Source organism: Nocardioides sp., assembly GCF_036274455.1.
GTDB lineage: Bacteria > Actinomycetota > Actinomycetes > Propionibacteriales > Nocardioidaceae > Nocardioides.
This window is the reverse complement of sequence record NZ_DASUFR010000233.1, coordinates 1-24,029: the sequence shown is the minus strand read 5'-3', so window position 1 is coordinate 24,029 and position 24,029 is coordinate 1. Positions and strand designations below refer to the sequence as shown.

The window sequence follows — 24,029 nt, the reverse complement described above, 5'->3', positions numbered from 1 at the left end:
CCAGCAGACTCACCCCACGTCGCCGGCCAGGTGCGCGATCAGCGGCGTGTGGTCGGGATGCTCGGTGGTCCCCTGGAGGATCACCGTGTCCGCGCCGGCCCGCTCGAGCTCGGCGATCCAGTCCTGGACCGCAACCGCGCCGAGGCCCGGCTCGATCGGGGTGTACGCCGCCACGTGCGCTCCCGGCCCGACCAGCTCGCGCGCCCGGCGTACGACGTCGGGGTCGGTCACCGAGTCGAGCAGCACACCGTCGGCGACCTCGCCCGCCAGCGCGATCGTCCGGGGGCCACGAGCGCCGACCAGCAGCCGCGGCGGTGTCGCGGGTGGCCAGTCGAGCTTCACGGCGTCGAGCGAGACATAGCGACCGGAGACGGACACGTCCTCGCCGGCCAGCAGCGCACGCACTGCGGTGGTGTGCTCGCGGAGCAGGGTCATGGGGGAGTCGACCGCGGCGCCGACCTGGCGCATCCAGTCCTGCACGCCGTGGCCGAGCGCCACGGTGACCCGTCCCGGGAAGGTGCGGGCCAGGGTGGCCAGCTCCATCGCCGCGAGCGCGGGGTTGCGGAACGGCACGGGCAGCAGCCCGATCCCGACGGTGATCCGAGACGACCACGCCAGCGCCAGCGCGGCCGTGGTGAGCCCGCCCTCCAGGAAGCAGTCCTCCCACAGCCACAGCTCATCGACCCCGGCTGCTTCGGCCGCGTCGACCGCGGCCTTCAGCTCCTCGGGCGGCAGCTGCGGACGGAACACCACACCGGTCGTCATCGGGCGATAGTCCCAGACCTTCCCAACGCCATCGACGCGGGCGGTCGGTGCGGAAGGTCTCCCACTATCCCGGCGGCGGCGGTTGGGCGCCCGGCGGGCGCGGTTGGCGCGAGCGGGTCATCCTCGCGTGGTCAGATCGGGTGGTTTCGGCGTGCTGTCTTTGAAACGGCTGTTGCAAACGCTTACGTTTGAGGCAGAGGACGTGGAGCCCCCTGGGGAGGGAGCGCGGCGGACGCGAGCACACTGTGACCCGCGCCCGCCGTGTGGCGACACGGAATCGGTGGCGCGCCATCGCCCCGCGGGCGGTGGCGCGTCGCCGTGTGCACATTCGTGACGCCATAGCATCGCCGGCATGAGGGTCGTGGGTATCGCCGCCCTGGCGCTGGTCGCCTCGACGCTGGCCGCGTCGTCGCTGGTGGCCGGCTGCAGCTCGGACCCGACCTGCGGCGACGTCGGTAGCCTCCAGCGCGAGCTCGAAGGCATGAGCCCCGACGACCCCGACTACAACACCACCGTCGAGAAGCTCAACCGCGCGCAGGCCGACTGCAACGACTGACCCGGCACGAGGGTCAGGACGGCGGACCGTAGATGCCGTGGTCGGCCTTGTCCGGCTTCGACTTCCTGGCGCGCCCGCGCCAGGCTCCGGCGCCGATGATGACGCCGGCGATGAGCAGGTCGCCGGAGGCGAAGTTCCCGGACACCAGGTTGAGGACGACCCAGACCACGGCGACCAGGATCGAGCCCGCGAGCGGACCGCGGGGGAGGTTGAGCCGGTCAGGGAGGTCCATGCGCCCATGGTGACAGCCCGGCGCGGACAGGTCTGGTCAGCCGAGCTCCGCGAGCGCCTCGAGCAGCCGGTCGACGTCGCTGTCGTCGGAGTACGGCGCCAGCCCCATCCGCAGCCCGCCCGCCTCGCCCAGCCCGATCCGACGCGCCGGCTCGTAGGCGTAGAAGCTGCCGGCCGGGGCGTTGATGCCCCGGCTCGCCAGGTGGCGGGAGACGTCCTCGGCGTCGCGACCGGCAAAGGTGGCCAGCACGGTCGGCGTGCGCACCGCGGCCCTCGAGTGCACAGTCACGCCGGACATGTCGCGCAGCCCGTCGTCGAGCCGGTCGCGGAGCCGGTCCTCGTGCGCCTCGACCGCGGCCATCGACGCCTCGAGCCGCTCCCGCCGGGTGGTCGCCGCGCCCGGAGCCAGGTCGGCCAGGAAGTCGACGGCCGTCGTCGCCCCGGCCATCAGCTCGTAGGGCAGCGTCCCGAGCTCGAACCGCTCCGGCACCCGGTCGGTCGCCGGCACCAGCTTGTCGGGTCGCAGCTGCTCGAGCAGCTCTTCCTTGCCTGCGACGACCGCGGCGTGGGGGCCGAGGAACTTGTACGTCGAGCAGCCGATGAAGTCCGCGCCGGACCCGGCCAGGGAGACCGACGCGTGTGGGGTGAGGTGGACGGCGTCGACGTAGAGCCACGCACCTACGGCGTGCGCCCGCGCGGCGACCGCGGGGAGGTCGGGACGGGTGCCGAGGAGGTTCGATGCCCCGGTGACCGCCACGAGCCTGGTCCGCTCGCCGACGGCCTCCTCGAGCGAGTCCATCGAGAGCTCCGCGGTCTCGGGGTCGAAGTCGACCCAGCGCACGGTCGCGCCGGCGGCCTCGGCCGCGATGACCCACGGACGGACGTTGGCGTCGTGGTCGAGCCGGGTCACCACGACCTCGTCGCCCGGACCCCACTCCTTGGCCATGGTCCGGCTCAGGTCCATCGTCAGCTGGGTGAAGCTGCGGCCCCACACGATGCCGTCCGGCGTCGCCCCGAGCAGGTCCGCGAGCGCCTCACGCGCGCCGAGCACCGCCCGCTCGGCGTTCTCCTGCGCCACCGTGAGCCCGCCGCGGTTCGACAGCGGGCCGAGCAGCGTCGAGCGGACCGCCTCGCCCACGACGTCCGGCGTCTGTGACCCGCCCGGCCCGTCGAAGAACGCCAGCCCGCTCTCGAGGGCGGGGAAGTGGGCACGGACCTTCGCCACGTCGTACTCGCTCATGCCGGAAGCCTAGGACGGGGTCACCGCACCACCGGGAGGGTGACCCGGAAGACCGTCTCGTCGCCCTCGCGCTGCACCGTGAGGTCTCCGGCGTGCCGGTCGTTGACGATCCGCCGCGAGATGTCGAGGCCGAGGCCGGTGCCGCGCCCGACGTCCTTGGTGGTGAAGAACGGCTCGAAGACGTGGGGGAGCACGTCGGCCGGGATCCCCGGCCCGGAGTCGGCGACCTCGACCACCACGTGGTCGCCGGTCGCATGTGCCGAGACCCGCAGCGTGCCAGCGCCGTCCATGGCGTCGATCGCGTTGTCGATGAGGTTGGTCCACACCTGGTTCAGCTCGCCGGGGATCGCCTCGATCTCCGGCACGTCGCCCAGGTCGCGGACGACGGTGATGTCGCCGAGCTTGTGGGAGAGCACGGTGAGCGTGCTGAGCAGCCCCTCCCGGACGTCGGTGCGCTGCGCAGACGCCCGGTCGAGCTGGGAGTAGGACCGCACCGCGGCGACCAGGTTGGAGACCCGCTGGGTCGACTCCTTGACCTCGCCGAGCAGCCCCGCCGCCGTCAGCGATGCGGCCACCCAGTGCAGCGCGGGGTCGAGTCCCGCCGCGCCGACGATCCCCTCGACCCGTTCGCACCAGGCCACGCCGGCCCCGGCGCCGACCAGCGCCGGCGCGACCAGCCAGTCCTCGCCGACGTCGTGGTCGGCCAGCCACTCCGACAGCTCGTCCTCGCGGTCGGCGAGCTCGAGCGGGCTCGACGTCGTGTCGGGTCGGAGGCCCTCGCGCAGGGCGTCGAGCTCGACGTACGCCGCGGCGGAGATGCCGGCCTCGGCGAGCCGGCGCAGCGAGACCAGCAGTGTCCCGGCCGTCTCCTGGAGCGAGTCGACCGCCCGGACCGACGCCGACGCCGGGTTGTTGATCTCGTGGGCGAGCCCCGCGGCCAGGGTGCCGAGCGCCACCAGCGCCTCGCGCTGCCGGGCGGTCGACTCGATGTTGCGCGCGGTCTGGATCAGCCCCCTGATCAGGTGGACGCCGAACGGGAACCACGACTGTGCCAGCTCACCGAGCGCCTCGGCGGGCACCCGGAGCATCCGGCCGTCCGATACCGCCCGGGCAGTGGCCATGTAGACGCCGTGCGGGTCCCACGCCCGGAAGCCGCCGGCCCACTGGCCGGGCGTCCCCATCTGGCCGACCACCGTCTCCTCGCTGCCGACCCGGCGGACCAGCTCGAGCGTGCCGTCGAGCAACAACCACCACACGTCCGCGGGCTGACCGCCCCGGAACACCTCGTCGCCGGGCGCGAACTCCACCTCGTCGCCGGCCGCGGCGAGCGCGGCGAGCTTGTCGTCCCCCAGCCCGGCCAGGAGGGGCAGTCCGCGCAGCTCGTCGAGCTCCATCACACGGTCGCGAGGTAGCGGTGGACGAGGTGAACGGCCATGGCACCCTCGCCCACGGCCGAGGCGACCCGCTTCATCGAGTCGAGCCGGACGTCGCCGGCGGCGAAGACACCCGGGACGCTGGTCTCGAGCACGTACGGCAACCGCTCGAGCGGCCAGCGGACGTGGTCGGCGGTGACGAGGTCGGACCCGGTCAGCAGGAACCCCTTCTCGTCGCGGGCGACCTCGGCGCCCAGCCAGTCGGTGTGCGGCGCGGCACCGATGAAGACGAAGAGCCAGCTCGTCGTCACCTCCTCGATCCGGCCGGTACGCCGGTCGCACAGCCGCAGCCGTTCGAGATGGTCGTGACCGTCGGCTCCGACGACGAGGGTCTGCAGCCGGACCTCGACGTTGTCGGTCTGGTTGATCCGCGAGACCAGGTAGTGCGACATCGAGTCCTCGAGCCGCTCGCCCCGGACCAGCAGCACGACCTTCTTGGCGAACCGCGCGAGGTTGAGCACGGCCTGGCCGGCCGAGTTGGCGGCCCCGACGACGTAGACGTCCTCGCCCTGGCACTGTGCGGCCTCGCTGGCGGTGGCGCCGTAGTGCACGCCTCGGGCGCCGAGCTCCTCGAGCCCTTCGGCGTCGAGCCGGCGGTAGGAGACGCCGGTGGTGAGAAGCACCGCGCGAGCCTCGATCTCGCCGCCTCCGGCGAGGAGGACGGCCCGGACCGGCCCCCGCTGCTCGAAGCCGACCACGTCGTTGGCGAGCACCATCTCGGCGCCGAACCGCGCGGCTTGGGCGACCGCCCGGCGGGTCAGGTCGGCGCCGGACAGCCCCTTGGGGAAGCCGAGGTAGTTCTCGATCGCCGCGCTCTGGCCGGCCTGGCCACCCGGTGCGTCCCGCTCCACGACCACGGTCCGCAGCCCCTCGGACGCGGCGTAGACCGCGGCGGCCAGCCCGGCGGGGCCGGCGCCGACGATGCACAGGTCGTAGAGCGGCTGCTCTGCGCGGGTCCGCAGCCCGAGCGCCTCGGCCAGCTGGAGCGGGGACGGCGCCCGGAGTGTCTCGCCGTCGGGCACGAGCACCAGCGGCAGGTCGTCGATCGCGGCCCCGGCGAGCTCGACCATCCGGCGCGCCTCGTCGTCGCGTTCCACGTCGAGCCACCGGTAGGGCACGTGGTTGCGGGCCAGGAACGCCTTGGTCTCCTCGCTCCGGTCCGACCAGCGGTGTCCCACCACCCGGACCACCGAGGAGAGGTCGGGGTGCTCGTCGCGCCAGCCGTCGAGCAGGTCGTCGATGACCGGGTAGAGCCGCTCCTCCGGTGGGTCCCAGGGCTTGAGCAGGTAGTAGTCGAGGCCGATCTCGTTGATCGCCTGGATCGCCACCTCGGTGTCGGCGTACGCCGTCAGCAGGAGCAGCCGCGTCCCCGGCGACTGGCGGCGCACCTGCGAGAGCACCTCGATGCCGGTCATCCCCGGCATCCGCTGGTCGGTCGCGACGAGCGCGACCGGCCGGTCGCGGAGGGCGAGCTCGGCCAGGATCTCCAGCGCCTCGGCGCCCGAGACGGCGGCGACCACGCGGTAGTCGGCGCCGTACCGGGTCCGCAGGTCGCGCGCCACCGCCCGGGAGACGACCGGGTCGTCGTCCACCGCCAGGATCGTCGGCTTCCCCGCCATGCCGCCTCCGTCGCTCGAGCCGCCACCACCCCCGTGGCGGCACGACGCTACCCGCGCTCGGACGGCGACGACAGGGCTGCGCCGTGGGCGATGTCAGTCGTGCGTGGCCGGCACGGGAGCCAGGGCCTCGTCGTGGATCCCCACGAGCTCCTCCGGGGGCACGTGCTGGCGCAGGAACGACTGCGCCCAGCGTGCCGAGCGGTGCAGCCCCGCGGTGGCGGCCACGATGATCGCCGCGATGACCAGCCAGCCCACGGTGCCCCAGGTCATGGCGAGGAAGGTGTAGAGCGCCGGCGCCCAGACCCGGCCGAGGGTGCCGCTGAGCTCGGCGGCGCCGGAGTATTCGCCGCGCCGCCGCGGGTCCATCAGCTCGGCCTCGAACGACCAGCTCGCGGCGGAGAGGTAGAGCTCCGCGCCCGTCACCGTGACGTGACCGAGCCAGACCAGCGCGATGGTCACCCAGCCGACGGTGTCGTGGGTGTAGAGCGTGATCAGGCACGAGAGCGTGAAGAACACCGCGGAGACCCGGATCGCCCGGAGCGCGGTGGTGACGTCCCTGACCCCGCGGGCCGCCGCCATCGGCAGGAAGATGCACATGACGGTGTTGGTGCCGAACAGGAAGGCCAGCAGCACCCGTGGCGCGTCGGTCTCCTGGACGAGCCACAGCGGGATCACGATGTTGAGGAGCACCTGGTTGGTCCACAGCACGCCCACGAAGAAGGTGCTGACCATCCACCCGAGGTTGCGCATCGGCCCGGGGCCGGGGATCCGCACCTTGCGCTCCTCCGGGGTGCGGTCGTCGTGGGAGGCGTTGGGCAGCCGCAGGATCGCCGCGGCGTTGACGAAGAACACGACCGTGGTGAACCACGGGAGCGCCTGCAGCAACGTGTTGGAGTCGAAGGCCAGCGCGATGCCGCCGGTCAGCGAGCCGAGGGTGAACCCGACGTTGAGCGCGGAGTACATGTAGGCGCGCGACGACACCCGCTCCTCGGGCGGCAGCACGTCGATGGTGTAGGCGCCGTGCGCGGCGCCGCCGAGCGACCCGACGACCTCCATCGCGACCGCCATCGCGACGTAGCTGGAGAAGCTGTCGATGAACGGCCAGACCGTGAACAGGGCCGCCTGACCGGCCGCGCTGACCGCCCAGCACCGCTTCGGCCCGAACCGGTCGACGAGCCGGCCCGCCGGCCACGCCGCGATGAAGCTGGCCAACCCGGCGAAGGTCAGGCCCAGCCCGACCTGGGCGGCGGTCAGGCCCACGATCTGGGTGAAGAAGACCGCCGACCCGGTCATGAAGGTGCCCTCACCGAGGGCGAAGAGCAGCGATTGGGCGGCAAGCCGTCCGGCAAGAGGGGAGGGCGGTCGCATCCTGCGCCCGAGCGAGGCGATCATCGCGCGCGATTGTGTCAACGAGCGCCGACATCGGTCGCCCCATTTATGGCTCTCCTGGGTGATCCGGAGTTGTCCGCGCGCCTACCGGATCGCGTCTGGCGTCCGGGTAAGGGCCTGGCTTCTGTGCCGAGTCATCCGCTTCTGTGCCGAGATCTCGGTACAGAAGCGGATGGGTCACCGGATATCCGGTGACCCTGACGCTCCCGTGGCTGGGCGAGAGACCACTCCGGGCAGCGGTGACCTTTCAACCGGTCTGGGCCGCCCACGGGTTCACCGACCACCGGTCAGTCCGGGGGGCAGCCCGCATCAGGACGTTCGCGACGAGGAACGACGCCGTGACGGGCGGACCGGCCATCTCAGACCCCGCCCGCTACGTCGATGGCCGCGCCGAGCCGGGCCAGCGCCTCGGTGTAGTCGCCGGCGGCCAGGTGACCGAAGCCGAGCCGGAACACCCGGTCGTCCTCGCCGAACCACGAGCCCGGCGCGACCCGGGTGTCCCGGGCCGCCAGCTCGGTGTGGAAGGCAGCGATCGCGCTCGGTCCGAACGCCTCCGGCAGCCGGAGGCAGCACAGCGCGCCGCCGTGCGGGCGCAGCAGCTCGACCGGCTGGGCCTCGGTCCACCGCACGAGCTCCGCGAGCCGCTCCCCGAGGAACCTCGCCCGAGGCCGGAGCACCGCGTCCTGCCTCGCCAGCAGCCGGTCGGCCAGCTCCTCGTCGATGCGTGGGGACGCGACCATCCCGGCGAACTTGGCCGCGCGCAGCCGGTGGGCCAGCACCGGGTCGCTGGTGACCAGCCAGCCGAACCTCAGGCCCGGGGCGCCGTGTGCCTTGCTGAGCGAGGAGCAGACCGCGATGCGCGGGGACAGCCGAGCCGCCGACCTTGGCACCGGGTAGGCGCCGTACGTCGACGCGCGGTAGGTCTCGTCGACGAGCACCACGGCCTCCGGCGCCCGGTCCGCGACGAGCCGAACCAGCGCCATGAGCTCGCCGTCGTCGAACCGCACGCCCGACGGGTTCTGCGGCGACGCGAGCGAGACCAGCGTCGTTTCCGGGGTGAGTGCCTCGGCAACATCGTCGAGCCGCATCCGGTAGCCGTCGTCGAAGCGCACCCTGACCTCGTCGACCGGGGAACCGAGCCCCTCGGGGACCAGCCGGGCCGGCGGGTAGCAGGGCGTGAGCAGCAGGGTGCGCCCATGGCACCGGTCCTGGGCGAGCAGGTGCATCGCGCCGGCCGAGCCCGTGGTCAGGAGCACGTCGTCGCACTCGACACCGTGGTCGGCCGCGATCCGGCGCCGTACGGAGGTGCTGCCCTGCGAGGTGGGGTAGCCGAGGTCGAGGCTGCCCAGCTCGTCCCAGGCGGCGATCTCGTCGAGCCGCAGGGCCGGGCAGGTGCTCTCGGCCAGGTCGTAGCGGACGGGTCGGTCCAGCAGCCTCGTCATCGGCGAGGCCGCGAAGGCGACCGGACTGCGGGTCGTGGTCGCGTCCATTCAGTGCTCCTCTCCAGGTCCGGCGTGGCGAGCGATCGTCACGACGGTCCCGTAGGTGATCACGAACCTGCCGCCGACCTCGTCGACGGCAGCATCGAGGCGGGGGAGGGGGCTCGTGGCGGTAGAGTGGGCACACGCCCACTCTGAGTGGGCACGTGCCCACTGGTCAAAGGAATTTTCGACGTGCCCACCGGCAGAGCCATCGACGACGCCCGGTCGCTGCTCTTCGACGCGGCCGAGCGGGTGCTGCTCCGCGACGGCAACGCCGCGTTGACCAGCCGCGCCATCACCGCCGAGGCCGGGGTGGCCAAGGGCGTGCTCCACCGCCACTTCGAGGACGTCGACGACTTCCTGGCCGAGCTCGTCCTCGACCGCATCGGCGCGGTGCGGGACACGGCTACAGCGCTGCAGGAGCGGGTCGGCACCGGCACCGTGCAGGACAACGTGGTGGGCGCCATCGCTGAGCTGTTCGAGTCGATCGCGTCCGCCGTGCTCGAGCTCGTCACTGCGCGAGACGCGGTCCGGGCCAGGCTGCGGGCTGCGGGGTCGGTGGGCGTGCCGGTGCTGGCGGAGGGTACGGCGATGATCGCGGCCTACCTCGAGGCCGAGCAGGACGCCGGCCGGGTGGCGACGGAAGCGGACGCGGACACGCTCGCCGCCACACTGGTGGGCGCGGCGCACCTCCTCCATGCGGGCCGGGACACTCCGGCGCCGGACCGCGCCGCGCTCGAGCGGATGGTGGCCGCCGTCCTGGCCGGAGCCGTCACCGGCTGAGCCGGGTCAGCCGCTGGGTCCGAACCGCTCCACCCGGATCGCACCCGGCGCCACCCCGCAGTCGAGCAGCAGCGTCTCGGCGTACGCCGCGAAGCGGGCCGATCCGCACACGTAGCCCAGCTCCCTGCCCTCGAGGAGGGGCCGGACCTCGTCGACGGTGGGGGCGCCGGCCGGCCGGGCGTCGGTGTCGACCCGCGTGTAGGCGACCCGCGCGCCGGCCCTGGCCAGCTCGGCCCGATAGGGCAGGAGGTCAGGACTCCGAGCGACGGCGACCACCGTGAGGAGGTCCTCGCGGCCGAGCCGGCGGGCCGTCCGCAGCATCGAGATGGCGGGCACCACGCCGGTGCCCCCGACCAGGCAGAGCGCCGGCGTCCTCGTGTCCCACGTGAACCACCGGCCGATCGGGCCGCGCATCTCGAGCACGTCTCCGACCTCTGCGAGGTCGGCCAGGAACTCCGACACCTCACCGTCGGGCAGCCGCTCGACGAGAAGCTCCACGAGCGGGTCGTCGTCGTCACTGGCCACCGAGTAGGACCGCTGGGCGGTGTAGTCGTCGGGCGCGCGCAGGCGGACGAGGTAGTGCTGGCCGGGCCGGTGGGGGAGCCGGCCGTCGACGTGCATCCGGAGCCGGACGGTCCGCTCGGTCGGGAGCTCCTTCTCGATGATCGTCCCGGTGCTCCACGTGGTCTCGACCGGCTGCACCTCGTCCATCGCGCTCACTCGAGTGGCCTCAGTCGCCCTGGTAGCGCTGCTCGAGCCACGGGTCGCCGCGGTCGTGATAGCCGTTCTGCTCCCAGAACCCCGGTCGGTCATGGGCCATCAGCTCCAGCCGCGAGACCCACTTCGCGGACTTCCAGAAGTACAGGTGCGGCACCAGCAGCCGAACCGGGCCGCCGTGCTCGCGCGGCAGCGGCTTGCCGCCGTACTCCCAGACCACCCAGGCCTTGCCGTCGACCACGTCCTCCATGGGGAGGTTGGTGGTGTAGCCCGTGCTCGAGTGCGCCAGTACGTACGCCGCTTCGGGCATCGGCCCGGCGGCCTCCAGCAGCGCGTCGACGCTGACGCCCTTGAAGGCCACGTCGAACTTCGACCAGGTGGTGACGCAGTGGATGTCGCCGAAGTACGTCGACTCCGGCAGCCGGTGGATCTCGTCCCAGCTCCAGGTGCTGGGCCGCTCCACCAGCCCGTCCACGGTCAGCGACCACTGGTCCGGCGCGATCCGCGGGGTGGCCTCGGCGGTCAGCACCGGCCAGCTGCCGCCCACGTCGTACTGGCCCGGCGGCAGCCGCCGCTCGTGGCCCCGCCTCTTCCCGACGAACCCTCGTGTCACCGGCATGGTCGTCAGTCTGGCCGACCCGGGCCGACGTTACGAGCCTGTTCGCGGTTGGTCATGCTCGCGGGGGACGTTCGCCTCTGCCGGCCGGAGCGCCAGATGACGACGCTGGAGTTGAGCCCTGTCGTCGATCGGGAGGTTTCCGATGAGCACTCACACCTATCCGGTACGCGTCGACGCCACGCTCCAGGACCGGCTGAGCCGGTGGCTGTGGCTGGTCAAGTGGCTGCTCGCGATCCCGCACTACATCGTCCTGCTCTTCCTCTGGATCGCGTTCGCAGTCCTCAGCGTCGTCGCGTTCTTCGCCATCTTGTTCACCGGTCGCTACCCGCGCCGCATCTTCGACTTCAACGTCGGGGTGCTCCGCTGGACCTGGCGGGTCACCTACTACGCCTACGGAGGGCTGGGCACCGACCAGTACCCACCGTTCACGCTCGAGGAGCGCGCCGAATACCCGGCCCACCTCGAGGTCGAGTACCCGGAGAGCCTGTCGCGCGGGCTGGTGCTCGTGAAGTGGTGGCTGCTGGCGATCCCCCACTACATCGTGGTCGGGATCTTCCTCGGCGGCGGCTGGTACATCGCCACCGGCACCCCGGACCACACCGCCGGGATCGGGCTGATCGGCCTGCTCGTGCTCGTGGCCGCCTTCGTGCTCCTGTTCACAGGTCGCTACCCACGGTCGGTCTTCGACCTCGTGCTGGGACTCAACCGCTGGATCCTGCGCGTGGCCGCGTACGTCAGCCTGATGACCGACGAGTACCCGCCGTTCCGTCTCGACCAGGGCGGCACCGATCCAGGCACGGCGGTGCTCAGCAGCAGCGACGCCTCGGAGCCACCTGCAGTACCCGGCGCCCAGGCAGCGCCGCCCACGCCACCGGCTCGCCGCCACTGGTCCGCGGGCCGCGTCGTCGCGGTGGTCGTCGGATCGCTCCTCGCCGTCGTGTCGCTCGGGCTGCTCACCGGCGGTGGCGGTGCGCTGCTGGTGGACGGGACCATGCGCGAAGACGACGGCTACCTGACGTCGTCCCTCGTCCGGGTCGACTCGCCCGGGCACGCGGTCATCAGCGAGAGCGTCGAGCTGCGCGGCGCCGGCGCGGTCCTGCCCGAGCGGTGGCTGGACAAGGTCAAGGTGGAGGCCACTGCGCGGCCGGCGGGTGCGGTGTTCGTCGGTATCGCGCCGACGGCCGACGTCGACGCCTACCTGCACGGCGTCGCCCACTCCGTGGTCGCCGACGCCGGTGAGGGGGGCGACCACTGGGAGCTGGACGACGTCGCGGGCGGGTCACCGGCGACACCTCCGACCGCGCAGTCGTTCTGGGCCGAGTCGGTCACCGGACAAGGGACCCAGACGCTCATCTGGGACGTCGACCAGGGCGACTGGACGATCGTGGTGATGGACCCGGCCGCGGCCGCACCGGTCGGAGCCGACGTCGCAGTCGGCGCCACGGTGCCGGTGCTGGACGAGCTCGGCCTCGCGCTGCTGGTCTCGGGTGCCGTGGTCGGCGCGTCCGCGATCGTGGTCCTCGTGCTGGCGCTCCGACGCCCTCGGGTCGCCTGAGCCTGGATCCGGGCGAAGGAGTCGCGTGGGCCTGCCGGATCACTAAGTTCTGGTCATGGCAACCGATGAGCCCCTGGTCGTGCAGGATGCGACCCGGGGGCTCACCGGCGCGGAGGTGGCCAGACGGGTGGCCGAGGGCCGGACCAACGACGTACCGGCGCGGGCCAGCCGCAGCACGTGGGACATCGTGCGGTCGAACGTGTTGACCCGGATCAACGCGATCTTCGCCGTCCTCGCGGGGGTCATCGTGTTCACCGGGCACCTGCTCGACGGCCTGTTCGCCCTGCTGATCGTGGTCAACAGCATCGTCGGCATCGTCCAGGAGCTTCGCGCCAAGATCACCCTCGACCGGCTCACGATCGTGGGCCAGGCCCGACCCCGGGTGCTCCGCGACGGACAGGTGGAGGAGCTCGCCCCGAACCAGGTAGTCGCAGATGACGTCATCGAGATGGGCGCCGGAGACCAGGTCGTCGTGGACGGCGAGGTCGTCAGCGCCGAGGCGCTCGAGGTCGACGAGTCCCTGCTGACCGGCGAGTCGGACGCGGTGCACATGCAGCCCGGGGACCAGGTGCTGTCGGGCAGCTTCGTGGTCGCGGGCACGGGCCACTACCGCGCTACCAAGGTCGGGCGCGAGGCCTATGCGACCCGGCTCGCGGACGAGGCCAGCCGCTTCTCCCTGGTCAACTCCGAGCTGCGCAACGGCATCAACCGCATCTTGCGGTTCATCACCTGGCTGCTCGTCCCGGCCGGTCTCCTCTCCATCTACAACCAGCTGTCCGGCGACGAGCCGCTCCGGGAGGCCCTGCGCGGCATGGTCGCCGCGCTGGTGCCGATGGTGCCCGAAGGGCTGGTGCTGCTGACCTCGGTGGCCTTCGCCGTCGGTGTGGTCCGGCTGGGGAGGCGCAACTGCCTGGTGAACGAGCTGCCGGCCATCGAGGGCCTGGCCCGCGTCGACGTCGTCTGCTCCGACAAGACCGGGACCCTCACCGAGAACGCGATGCACCTCGCCGAGGTGCGTGGACCGGACGGGGACCTCGCTTCGGACTCGTCGGTGACAGAGGCGCTGGCGGCCCTCGCGGCCGCTGACCCCCGGCCCAACGCCAGCCTGCGTGCCATTCGGGAAGCCTTCCCGCACGACCCGGGCTGGCCACCCGAGACGGTCGCCGCGTTCTCGTCCGCTCGGAAGTGGAGCGGCGCGACGTACGCCGACCAGGGGACCTGGGTCCTGGGTGCGCCGGACGTGCTGGCTCCGCCCGGGACCGCGGCGGCCACGGAGGCCGAGTCGATCGGTGCGCGGGGCCTGAGGGTCCTCCTCCTCGGGCACTGCGAGGGTCCGCTGGACGGGTCCGACCTGCCCGGCGAGGTCGAGCCGATGGCTCTGGTGGTGCTCGAGCAGAAGCTCAGGCCGGACGCGAGGGACACCCTCGAGTACTTCGGCCGTCAGCACGTCTCGGTCAAGGTGATCTCCGGCGACAACGCGCGCTCGGTCGGTGCCGTGGCGAGCGCACTCGGCCTGGTGGGCTCCTCGCAGCCGGTCGACGCGCGCACCTTGCCGGAGGACCCGGACCAGCTCGGGGACGTGATGGAGCAGCACCGGGTCTTCGGACGGGTCACACCAGCACAGAAGAGGTCGATGGTCAGAGCCCTTCGCGCGCGTGGACACACCGTGGCGACGACCGGTGACGGCGTGAACGACGTCCTCGCTCTCAAGGACTCCGACATCGGCGTGGCGATGGGCTCGGGCAGCCCGGCGGCCCGCTCGGTGGCGCAGATCGTCCTGCTGGACAACAGGTTCGCAACGCTGCCCCATGTGGTCGGAGAAGGGCGTCGCGTCATCGGCAACATCGAGCGGGTCGCGACGCTGTTCCTGACCAAGACGGTCTACTCCGCACTGCTCGCGCTGATGGTCGGCGTACCGGGGTTGGTGGGCGACCACACGCTTCCCTACCCGTTCGTCCCACGGCACGTGACGATCGTCGGCTGGTTCACCATCGGTCTGCCGGCGTTCCTGCTGGCCCTCGCCCCGAACTACGAGCGCGCCCGCCCGGGATTCGTCCGGCGGGTGATGCGGATGGCCGTGCCGTGGGGAGTGGTGATCGCCGTGGCCTGCTTCGTCTCCTACCTGCTGGCCTACGAAGGTGTGCTGTCCGGGCGGGCGGACCGGACCGAGGCCAGTACGGCGGCCCTGATCACCCTCGTGGTGATCGCGCTCCGCGTCCTCGCGATCGTCGCCCGTCCGCTGGTCTTGTGGAAGGTCGTCCTGATCTGGGTGATGTCGGTGCTGTCGGCTCTGATGTTCCTGCTGCCCATCACCCAGAGCGTGTTCCTCCTCGACCCGGGCAACGCCCGTTACGTCGTGATCGCGCTGGTGTGCGCCGGTGCGGGCGTCGTGCTCGTCGAGCTGGTGTGGTGGGTCGACGGGTGGCTGACCGGCGAGCCCCGACGGCTGTTCGGCCGCTCCGGTTGAGGCTCAGGCCTGGTTGCCGGTGGTGGCGAGCGCCGCGCCGAGGCCGATCATCATGACCCCGCCGGTCGCGCCGAGCCGGTCGAGCCGGTGCGGCTTGCGTGCGAACCACGCCTTGGCCCGGGACGAGGCGAGCGCCCAGCACGAGTCCGAGGCCGCCGCCATCACGGCGAACAGCCCGCCGAGCAGCAGCAGCTGGGGCGCCGCCGGCTTCGAGTCGTCGACGAACTGGGGCAGGAACGCCGCGAAGAACACGATGGTCTTGGGATTGGTGGCGCCGACGATCATCCCGGTGCGCACCGAGCTCCAGCCGCGCTCGCGGGTCGTGACCTCCGCGCCGGCCAGGGCCACGCGCGCGTCCCGGCGGTGCCTGATCGCCTGCACGCCGAGGTAGGCGACGTACGCCGCGCCCACCAGCTTGAGCACCGTGAACGCCTCCGCGCTGGCGGCCACGACGGCGCCCAGCCCGACGGCCAGGAACGCGATCTGGACCAGCAGCCCCAGGGCGTTCCCGACCACCGACAGCAGCGCCTCCGAGCGCCCGACGGTCAGCGCCCGCCCGATCGTGAACAGCAGGCTCGGCCCCGGGACCTGGATGAACAGGATCGAGGCGACGACGAAGGCGAGGACTGAGTGGCCCACCCCCGCGAGGCTAGTAGCGGCGACCGGGAGGCGACACCGGATTGTTCATCACCGTGGGCCATCACGACCGCTGGGAGTGTCCTCGGACGAGGCGCCGGAGCCGCCCGGCGTACGTGAACCGGACCAGACCAGCAAGATGCCGTCGGCTTGCACTTCTCATGGTCCCCAAGGCAGTCTGAAGGCCCCCCATAGCGAACGCCCTCCGCACAGTTGATGCGGAGGGCGTTCTGCTTCGAGAGGTCGCGGGCGAGCCGCGTCCTTGTGCCACTCTGTTCGGCTGCCCCCAGTGCACAGCCGATGGCGTCATCAAATCGGGCGGCGGCCGGTTGCCGGAAGTGGTTGCCGAACGTTTCCCGCCGGACCGGCGAATTGCCCTGCGGACGCGCCCAGGCATCTGGACCGCTGACCGGTCCGGGCCGTCACCGCGGACGAACGCCCTCCGCAGAGAAAGAGCGGAGGGCGTTCTTTGTCCGTACGAGTTCGGATCCCCCAACCCCCCCGACGGACTTACTGAAAGCCTATGCCTCTGCCGCGCTGAGGGAATGGCCCACTTGGGGGATCGCCCTCGCCCCACATGGGGTCATGGAGGCGAAGGCGCCCAGCCCCGTCCCGGGGGATCAGCGAACGGGGCCACGTTCCAACCTAGCCACGCGGTGGGAGCGCGCTCATCCCCCGGCTTAGGGATGACAGGCCCCAGTCGCGTGCGAACGCGTCCACGTTGGCTCGACTCCTGACGAGTTCTCCAGGCCGCGAACACAGCACCCCGGATATCCCTCAATGGGGGGATTCCGATTCGCTCTCCGAGTGTGTTGAGTGCAGGAAACCGCACGGGGGCTCGGGTCCGCACGTGCTCGCAAAGGGCACGAAGGTGCAAGGAGGCCCGAGGATGCGCCGTCGTCGCAAGTTGTCCGGATGCCTGGCTGCGGTCCTCGGGGTCGTCGCCGCAGGGCTGCTCTCCTTCCCAGCACCGGCGACCGCCGACACCTTCACTGACTCCGGCTTCGCCACCGAGCGGGTCGCGACCCTTCCGCCGTTCACCCTGGTCGGCATGGCGTTCGCCCCGGACGGGCGGATGTTCGTGTGGCAGAAGAACGGTGTCGTCCGGATCGTCAAGGACGGGCAGCTGCTCGCGACGCCGTTCATCGACCTGAGCGCCAAGGTGAACACCTTCGACGACCGTGGTTTCTGGGGGTTCGCGTTCGACCCGCAGTTCACGACCAACGGCCGGATCTACATGACCTACACCTTCGAGAACGCCGGCAACTCCAACAGCAGCGCGCCGCGGACCGCGCGGCTCGTGCGGGTCCAGGCCGACCCGGCGAACCCGGATGTCGCACTCGCGGGTAGCGAGACGGTGATCCTCGGCAGCGTCGGCACCCCGCCGTGCACCGCACTGCCCGACTCCGCCGACTGCATCGGCTCCGAAGGCGGCTCGCACACGCTCGGGTCCATCCGCTTCGCGCCCGACGGGACGATGTTCCTCGGCGTGGGTGACGGCTCCGACGGAAACCAGGACTCGCTGCGGGCCCAGGACCTGGACAACCCGAACGGGAAGATCCTGCGGATCAGGACCGACGGGACCGCGCTGCCGGACAACCCGTTCTACGACGGCACCAACTCCTGGCGGTCGAAGGTCTGGGTGTACGGCGTCCGCAACCCCTTCGGGTTCACGCTCGACAACGGACACATCATCTTCGGAGACGTCGGGTGGAACACCTGGGAGGAGATCGACCACGGACACGCGGGGGACAACTTCGGCTGGCCGTGCTACGAGGGGAACCTCCCGCAACCGTCCTTCCAGCAGTCCTACCCGGCGCAGTGCGGTGCCGTCACCAACCCCGTGCCGCCGTTCCACACCTACAACCACAGCGTCGGCTCTGCGGCGATCGGCGGCCCGATCTACAGCGGCACGGCCTACCCCTCGGAGTACCGCAACAACTTCTTCTTCGGCGACTACTCGGGCAACTTCATCAAGCGCGTGGTCCTCGACGCCGACGGCGAGCCGGTCTCGGTCCAGCCGTTCGCCACCGCCACCGCGGCCCCTGTCTCGCTGGTGCAGGGCCCGGACGGGCTGATCTACTACCTCTCCTTCACGACGGGGGAGATCCGCCGGATCCGCTACAACGGGGCGGTCGCCAAGGTCTCCGCCACGCCCACGAGCGGGCCGTCGCCACTCGCAGTCTCCTTCTCGAGTGCTGGGTCGAGCGCGCCTGCGGGACAGACGCTCTCCTACCTCTGGGACTTCGGTGACGGGACGACCTCGACGGCGGCCAACCCGTCGCACACCTACACGACCGCGACGCCGAAGAAGTACACGGCGAAGCTCACGGTGAGCACCGGGTCGGGGTCGTCGTCGAGCGACACGGTCGACGTGACCGTCGGCAGCACGCCCCCGGTGCCGTCGATCAGCGCTCCCGTCGACGGGACCAGCGTGATCCCGGGCCAGGTGATCAGCTACGCGGGGTCGGCGACCGACCCGGAGGACGGACCGCTGCCCCCGTCGGCGCTGAAGTGGACGGTGCTGCTCCACCACAACTCGCACGTGCACACCTTCGTGGGGGGCTCCGGCAGCAGCGGCAGCTTCACCGCCGAGGACCACGGCGACATCGGCACCTTCAGCTACGAGCTCCTGCTCGAGGCCACGGACAGCACCGGGTTGAAGGCGACCACGAGCGTCCACGTCCCTGTCGGCAACGACACCACGCCGCCGACGGCACCCTCGGCGCTGACGGCCACGCCGGTCAACCAGAACCGCATCGACCTGAGCTGGGCCGCCGCGACCGACAACGGCGCGGTCAGCGGCTATCGCGTAGAGCGCTGCGCCGGTGCGACCTGCACCAACTTCGCGCAGGTGGGAGCACCGACCGGGACGGCGTTCGGCGACACCGGCCTGACCCCGGCGACGACGTACCGCTACCAGGTCCGGGCGATCGACGCGGCCGGGAACCTCGGCGCCTACACCTCGATCGCGTCGGCCACCACCCCGGAGGCCCAGGTCACCCCACCCGGGCTGGTGGGCGCGTGGGCGTTCGACGAGGGCGCGGGCACCACCGTCGACGACGCTTCCGGGCACGGCAACCAGGGGACCATCGCCGGCGCGAGCTGGACCACCGCCGGCCGGTTCGGCGGCGCCCTCAGCTTCAACGGGACGACCAACCTGGTGCGGGTCGCGGACTCGACGTCGCTCGACCTGGCCGGGGCGATGACGCTGTCGGCCTGGATCAAGCCGACCGTCAGCCAGTCCGGCTGGCGGACCATCATGCAGAAGCAGAGCGACGCCTACCACCTCAACGCGAGCAGCGGCGCCGGCGCCCTGCGCCCGGCCGGTGGCGGGACCTTCGGGACGTCCGGCTCGACGGTGGTCGGCCCGACGGCCGTCACGGTCAACGCCTGGACCCATGTGGCGCTCACCTACGACGGCACCATCCAGCGGCTGTGGATCAACGGGACCCAGGTCGCCACCCGGGACATCCGCGGCACCATCCAGGCCACGGACAACCCGCTGTTCATCGGCGGGAACGTCCCCTACGGCGAGTACTTCCAGGGGCTGATCGACGACGTCCGGGTCTACAACCGCGCGCTCAGCCAGAGCGAGATCCAGGGCGACATGAACATGGGTGTCCTGCCGGCCGGTGGCGGCGGCGACACATCTCCGCCGTCGGCGCCGACCGGGCTCGCAGCCACCCCGGTCAACGCCACCCGGATCGACCTGGGATGGGCCGCCTCCACGGACAACGTCGGGGTGACCGGCTATCGCGTGGAACGGTGCGCCGGTGCGGCGTGCACGAACTTCGCGCAGGTCGGGACACCGGCCGGCGTCACGTTCAGCGACACCGGCCTGGCCGGCTCGACGACGTACCGCTACCAGGTGCGGGCCGTCGACGCGGCCGGGAACCTGGGCGCTTACTCCTCGATCGTCCCCGCAACGACGCCCGCCGCGCCGGACACGACGGCACCGTCGGCGCCGGCCGGGCTCACGGCCACACCGGTCAGCACGTCCCGGATCGACCTCGGCTGGACCGCCTCGACCGACAACGTCGGCGTCACCGGCTACTCGGTCGAGCGCTGCCAGGGGACGGGGTGCACGGCATTCGCCGAGGTGGGGACACCGACCGGGACCGCGTTCAGCGACACCGGCCTGTCCGCCGGCACGACCTACCGCTACCGGGTGCGCGCGGTCGATGCCGCGGGCAACGTCGGCGCCTACTCGTCGATCGTCACGACGGCGACCCCTGCGGTCCCCGACACATCTCCGCCGTCGGCGCCGACCGGGCTCACAGCCACGGCGGTCAGCGCGACGCGGATCGACCTGGGGTGGACCGCCTCCACCGACGACGTCGGGGTGGCCGGCTATCGCGTGGAGCGGTGCACGGGTGCGGCGTGCACGAACTTCGCGCAGGTCGGGACACCGGCCGGGGTCACGTTCAGCGACACCGGCCTCGCTGCCTCGACGACGTACCGCTACCAGGTGCGGGCCGTCGACGCTGCGGGCAACCTCGGCGACTACTCCTCGATCGTTCCCGCAACGACGCCCGCCGCGCCGGACACGACCGCGCCTTCGGCCCCGACGGGGCTGACGGCCACCGCGGTCGGCACCACGCGGATCGATCTCGGCTGGACCGCGTCGACCGACAACGTCGGAGTGACCGGCTACCGGCTCGAGCGCTGCCAGGGTGCGAGCTGCACCTCGTGGGCCCAGGTGGCGACGCCGACGACGACGTCGTACAGCGACACCGGCCTGACCCAGAACACCACCTACCGCTACCGCGTGCGTGCGGTCGACGCGGCCGGCAACCTGAGTGCCTACTCCGCCATCGTGAACCGGGCCACCCTCGCGCCCGACACCACGGCGCCGACGGCTCCGACAGCACTCGCGGCGACGGTGGTCAGCACGTCCCGGATCGACCTGGGCTGGACGGCGTCGACGGATGCCGTCGGCGTGACCGGCTATCGGGTCGAGCGCTGCCAGGGCGCCGGCTGCACCACCTGGGCCCAGGTGGGCACACCGACCGCCAACTCTTACAGCGACACCGGTCTGACGCCCGCGACCACCTACCGCTTCCGGGTCCGGGCGACCGATGCTGCGGGGAACCTGAGCTCCTACTCGTCGATCGTCACTGCGGCGACACAGGCCGCGCCGGACACGACGCCGCCGTCGGCGCCGACGGGGGTGACCGCCACGGCGGGTGGCTCGACGGTGATGGGCCTGAGCTGGACGGCCGCCACCGACGACGTCGGGGTCACCGGCTACCGGGTCGAGCGCTGCCAGGGCACGTCCTGCACCGACTTCGGCCAGGTGGGGACGGCGAGCGGCACGTCGTTCAGCGACACCGGGCTCACCGCCCTGACGACCTACCGCTACCAGGTGCGGGCCGTCGACGCGGCCGGGAACCTCGGGCCGTACTCGACGATCGCCTCGGGCACCACGCTGGACGCCTCGGCTCCACCGCCGGGGCTGGTCGGGGCCTGGGGGTTCAACGAGGGGAGCGGCGGCACCACCGCCGACGGCTCCGGCAACGGCAACGTCGGGACCGTGACCGGTGCCGGCTGGTCCACGCAGGGCAGGTTCGGAGGCGCCCTGAGCTTCAACGGCTCGAGCAGCGTGGTCAGGATTGCCGACTCGGCCTCGCTCGACGTGACCACGGGGGTGACCCTGTCGGCCTGGATCAACCCGGCGGCCAACCAGAGCGGCTGGCGGACCATCCTGCAGAAGCAGACCGACGCCTACTTCCTCAACGGCAGCAACTCGACCGGGGCCTTGCGGCCCTCGGGTGGCGGCACGTTCGGCACCGGCGACTCCTATGTCACAGGCACCACGGCCAGCCCGGTCAACGCCTGGACCCACATCGCCTTCAGCTACGACGGCACCACGCAGCGGCTGTTCGTCAACGGCACCCAGGTGGCCACCAAGGCGACCACCGGCGCGATCCAGACGACGAACAACCCGCTGTGGATCGGCGGCAACCAGCCCTACGGCGAGTACTTCAACGGGCTGATCGACGAGGTCCGCGTCTACAACCGCGCACTCACCCCGAGCGAGATCCAGTCCGACATGAACGCCCCGGTGCCTGGCTCTTGACCGCCCACCCCTGCCCCGCTGCTTGCGGGTCAGGGATGGGTGCGGCGCCGAGGCTCACCCGTTCGGGCTCACACGCACGGGTGAGTGCGGGACCAAGGCGCCCACACCGAGGCAGTCCGGAAGCTAACTTCGCCGTCGCACCACAAGATGCCGACGGGGAGAAGAGTGGAGACCGACCAGCGTCGCCGTGCCCCGGGACGCGGTCGACCGATGGGCGCTGCCGTCTCGTGGCGGCTGGGCAGGCGCCCGGCTCTCGACGGCATTCGCGGCACGGCGGTCGCGCTCGTGGTCGTGGCACACGCCTCCGTGCCCAGCTCGCCCGCCCACTTCCTCGGGGCTGCCGGCGTGACGAGCTTCTTCACCCTGTCCGGGTTCCTCATCACCGCACTGCTGCTCGCGGAGCACGATCGGACGGGCAGCATCGACCTCCGAGCCTTCGTCGTACGCCGCGCACGAAGGCTGATGCCGGCGCTGCTCGTGCTGCTCGCCGTCGTCGGCCTGCTCGGACTGCTCATCCCGCGGTTCGTCCACCCGGTCGTCTACCTCGGCGCGCTCACCTACACCGGCAACTGGGTCGCCGTGGCGACCGGGGGTGTGTACGACCCGCTCGGGCACACGTGGTCGCTGGCCGTCGAGGAGCAGTTCTACCTCGTCTGGCCGTTGGTGTTCCTGGCGGTCAACTGCCTCCCAGCGCGCTGGCAACCCCGGGCGCTGATCGCCGCCGTCGTGGGCACGGCCCTGCTTCCGCTCGCCTTCAAGGGTGCCGGGATGTGGCTGCACACCTACTACGGCTCGGACACCCGGGCCATGCCGTTGCTGGTGGGGTGCCTCCTGGCGTGGCTGATCCATCGGTCCAGGCCCGCCCCGTCGCTGCCGTCGGTGGCTGCCCTCAGCCTGGCCCTTCCGCCGCTGCTGGCGGCCACGATGAGCACGCCGGCCAGGACCTACCTGCTTCCGCAGGTGGTGGCCGTGCTGACCGCGACGGCGATCTGGGCCGCGACCCGTGGACCCGGGCTCGGGTGGCTGGAGTGGCCGCCGCTGGTCCTGCTGGGCCGCCGCTCGTACGGCCTCTACCTGTGGCACTTCCCGGCGCTCTACACGGCGGGTCTCTGGCTCGGGCCGCTCGCGACGGCGATGGTCGCGATCCCCGCCGCGCTGGCCCTGACCGCGGCGTCCTGGCGGTTCGTCGAGCAGCCAGCTCTTGCCGGGGCCCGGACGTCACAGCACCGGACGGTCGGCGCGGCCGGGTGGCGAGGTGAACACCGAGGGGCGCCCCGGCCCGGGGCGCCCCTCGACCGCCGTGGGTCAGTCGGCGACGAGGCCGGCGGACCCGATGGCGGAGGCGGCGGCGGTGCCGACACTGGTCAGTGACCCGTCACCGTTGATCTTCCAGGTCTGCACCGAGCCGTCGGCGAGACGGACGGCCAGCGTGCGCTGGTCCGGCGACACCGCCGCGTCGGTGGCGCCTGCCGAAGCGGTCCCGGCCACGGCCTGGCGCAGGGTGAGCGACCCGTCGGGACCGATGGCGTAGCTGGAGACCGAGGCGCTCGCCGCGTTCACGACGAAGGCGTGCCCGCGGGCCACGACCAGCCAGCACGCTGCCCGCTGCGTGTCGGCTAGTGCCGCAGTGATCGTCCGGAACGGCTGGAGACCGTATGACGATGCGGACCCGGACGCGGCCTCGGACACGATCGCGTGGCCTGCGCGGTCGAAGTCGAAGCCGTACGGCGTCGTACCCGCGGCCCGGTGCGGGGTCGCGGCTGTCGCCAGCCCGTGCCTGACGGCGAAGGTGTCGATGGTGTTCGACGCCTTCTCGGTCACCACGATCGTGCGCCCGTCGGGAGCGAACGAGACCTGCGCCGCGTCCGTGATCCCGCCGGCGGGGTTCGGGGTGAGGCTGCGGGTGGACTGTGGGATCGCGCGGAGGTCGCCGTCGCGCTCGTAGCGGAAGGCGCTGATGGTGTCGCTGTTCTGGTTCAGCACGTAGCCGATCCCGTCGCGCACCGTGACGCTGACGGGGAAGTCACCGTGGCTGCTGACCGTGTCGCGCAGCTCGAGCCCGCGGGGGCCGGCGTAGAGCGCCGACACGGTGTCGTCGCCTGCATTCACCGCGAAGATCAGGTGGCCGTCCCGGGCGAGGCCGCCCTGGGAGTGCAGGGAGGCGCCGGCTCCCAGACCACCGGTCGGGACGACGCCGGCGGGTTCCAAGGTGCCGTCGGCGTACCGGTCGAAGATCCCGATGCCGTTGCCCGAGGCGGCGTTGGTGGCCTCGTAGACGTGGCCGACCGGGCGGGCTCCGTGCGCCGAGGCGGCGCCGGGAAGCCCTACGGCGGTCAGCACGGCGGCGGCCGTGGCGGTCAGGAGCGGGGTGAGGGTCCTGTGGTTCATGATGATGCTTCCTTTCGGTTGGTGTGCGGTTGCGTTGGGCGTGCGCGAGCGCACGGCAACGACGTGGG

17 protein-coding genes are annotated in these 24,029 nt (G+C 71.9%); 6 read left to right on the top strand and 11 right to left on the bottom strand.

Annotation, left to right across the window (positions count from 1 at the left end; translation table 11 throughout):
* Window positions 1-9: 9 nt before the first annotated feature.
* Window positions 10-765 (bottom strand): LLM class flavin-dependent oxidoreductase, encoded by a 756-nt coding sequence (locus VFV89_RS22210; RefSeq protein WP_329708165.1) that lies wholly within the window; start codon window positions 763-765, stop codon window positions 10-12.
* A gap of 352 nt (window positions 766-1,117) precedes the next feature.
* Here VFV89_RS22210 and VFV89_RS22205 point away from each other — a divergent pair, with 352 nt between their 5' ends.
* The gene (locus tag VFV89_RS22205) at window positions 1,118-1,321 is read left to right on the top strand and encodes a hypothetical protein (protein WP_329708164.1); all 204 of its coding nucleotides are present in this window, start codon (window positions 1,118-1,120) and stop codon (window positions 1,319-1,321) included.
* Window positions 1,322-1,334: 13 nt separating this feature from the next.
* Here VFV89_RS22205 and VFV89_RS22200 read toward each other — a convergent pair whose 3' ends face one another.
* The 6 genes from VFV89_RS22200 to VFV89_RS22175 all read right to left on the bottom strand — a co-directional run bounded on the left by VFV89_RS22200 (window position 1,335) and on the right by VFV89_RS22175 (window position 8,723).
* Entirely contained in the window at window positions 1,335-1,553 is a 219-nt protein-coding gene (locus tag VFV89_RS22200) for a hypothetical protein (protein WP_329708163.1), read from the bottom strand.
* A 36-nt stretch (window positions 1,554-1,589) separates the two neighbouring features.
* The gene (locus tag VFV89_RS22195) at window positions 1,590-2,792 is read right to left on the bottom strand and encodes a cysteine desulfurase-like protein (protein WP_329708162.1); all 1,203 of its coding nucleotides are present in this window, start codon (window positions 2,790-2,792) and stop codon (window positions 1,590-1,592) included.
* Between the two features lie 20 nt (window positions 2,793-2,812).
* Window positions 2,813-4,186, bottom strand: coding sequence for a sensor histidine kinase (locus VFV89_RS22190; RefSeq protein ID WP_329708161.1), 1,374 nt, complete (start codon window positions 4,184-4,186; stop codon window positions 2,813-2,815).
* Window positions 4,186-5,844, bottom strand: a complete 1,659-nt coding sequence (locus VFV89_RS22185; protein ID WP_329708160.1) for an FAD-dependent oxidoreductase — start codon at window positions 5,842-5,844, stop codon at window positions 4,186-4,188. Before VFV89_RS22185 ends, VFV89_RS22190 begins: the two co-directional genes overlap by 1 nt.
* 93 nt (window positions 5,845-5,937) lie before the next feature.
* Window positions 5,938-7,212, bottom strand: a complete 1,275-nt coding sequence (locus tag VFV89_RS22180) for an MFS transporter (RefSeq protein ID WP_329708173.1) — start codon at window positions 7,210-7,212, stop codon at window positions 5,938-5,940.
* Window positions 7,213-7,592: 380 nt separating this feature from the next.
* Entirely contained in the window at window positions 7,593-8,723 is a 1,131-nt protein-coding gene (locus VFV89_RS22175) for a pyridoxal phosphate-dependent aminotransferase (RefSeq protein WP_329708159.1), read from the bottom strand.
* Between the two features lie 183 nt (window positions 8,724-8,906).
* Here VFV89_RS22175 and VFV89_RS22170 point away from each other — a divergent pair, with 183 nt between their 5' ends.
* Complete coding sequence (locus VFV89_RS22170; protein WP_329708158.1) at window positions 8,907-9,497, top strand: TetR family transcriptional regulator; 591 nt, start codon at window positions 8,907-8,909, stop codon at window positions 9,495-9,497.
* Between the two features lie 6 nt (window positions 9,498-9,503).
* On the opposite strand, the gene VFV89_RS22165 is transcribed toward VFV89_RS22170, so the two are convergent.
* Window positions 9,504-10,208, bottom strand: coding sequence for an FAD-binding oxidoreductase (locus VFV89_RS22165; protein ID WP_329708157.1), 705 nt, complete (start codon window positions 10,206-10,208; stop codon window positions 9,504-9,506).
* Between the two features lie 19 nt (window positions 10,209-10,227).
* Complete coding sequence (locus VFV89_RS22160) at window positions 10,228-10,833, bottom strand: sulfite oxidase-like oxidoreductase (RefSeq protein WP_329708156.1); 606 nt, start codon at window positions 10,831-10,833, stop codon at window positions 10,228-10,230.
* A 142-nt stretch (window positions 10,834-10,975) separates the two neighbouring features.
* Here VFV89_RS22160 and VFV89_RS22155 point away from each other — a divergent pair, with 142 nt between their 5' ends.
* Window positions 10,976-12,388, top strand: a complete 1,413-nt coding sequence (locus VFV89_RS22155; protein WP_329708155.1) for a DUF4389 domain-containing protein — start codon at window positions 10,976-10,978, stop codon at window positions 12,386-12,388.
* Between the two features lie 55 nt (window positions 12,389-12,443).
* Complete coding sequence (locus VFV89_RS22150; RefSeq protein ID WP_329708154.1) at window positions 12,444-14,855, top strand: HAD-IC family P-type ATPase; 2,412 nt, start codon at window positions 12,444-12,446, stop codon at window positions 14,853-14,855.
* Between the two features lie 3 nt (window positions 14,856-14,858).
* On the opposite strand, the gene VFV89_RS22145 is transcribed toward VFV89_RS22150, so the two are convergent.
* Window positions 14,859-15,494, bottom strand: a complete 636-nt coding sequence (locus VFV89_RS22145) for a LysE family translocator (protein WP_329708153.1) — start codon at window positions 15,492-15,494, stop codon at window positions 14,859-14,861.
* An 886-nt stretch (window positions 15,495-16,380) separates the two neighbouring features.
* Here VFV89_RS22145 and VFV89_RS22140 point away from each other — a divergent pair.
* Together VFV89_RS22140 and VFV89_RS22135 are read left to right on the top strand one after the other, a co-directional pair.
* On the top strand, window positions 16,381-21,573 hold the full coding sequence (locus tag VFV89_RS22140; protein WP_329708152.1) for a fibronectin type III domain-containing protein: 5,193 nt from the start codon (window positions 16,381-16,383) through the stop codon (window positions 21,571-21,573).
* Between the two features lie 210 nt (window positions 21,574-21,783).
* A complete protein-coding gene (locus VFV89_RS22135; RefSeq protein ID WP_329708151.1) occupies window positions 21,784-22,944 on the top strand; it encodes an acyltransferase in 1,161 nt (386 codons plus the stop codon).
* Here VFV89_RS22135 and VFV89_RS22130 read toward each other — a convergent pair.
* The gene (locus tag VFV89_RS22130) at window positions 22,879-23,961 is read right to left on the bottom strand and encodes a beta-propeller fold lactonase family protein (protein ID WP_329708150.1); all 1,083 of its coding nucleotides are present in this window, start codon (window positions 23,959-23,961) and stop codon (window positions 22,879-22,881) included. The two genes, VFV89_RS22135 and VFV89_RS22130, sit on opposite strands and share 66 nt — an antisense overlap.
* Window positions 23,962-24,029: the final 68 nt, after the last annotated feature.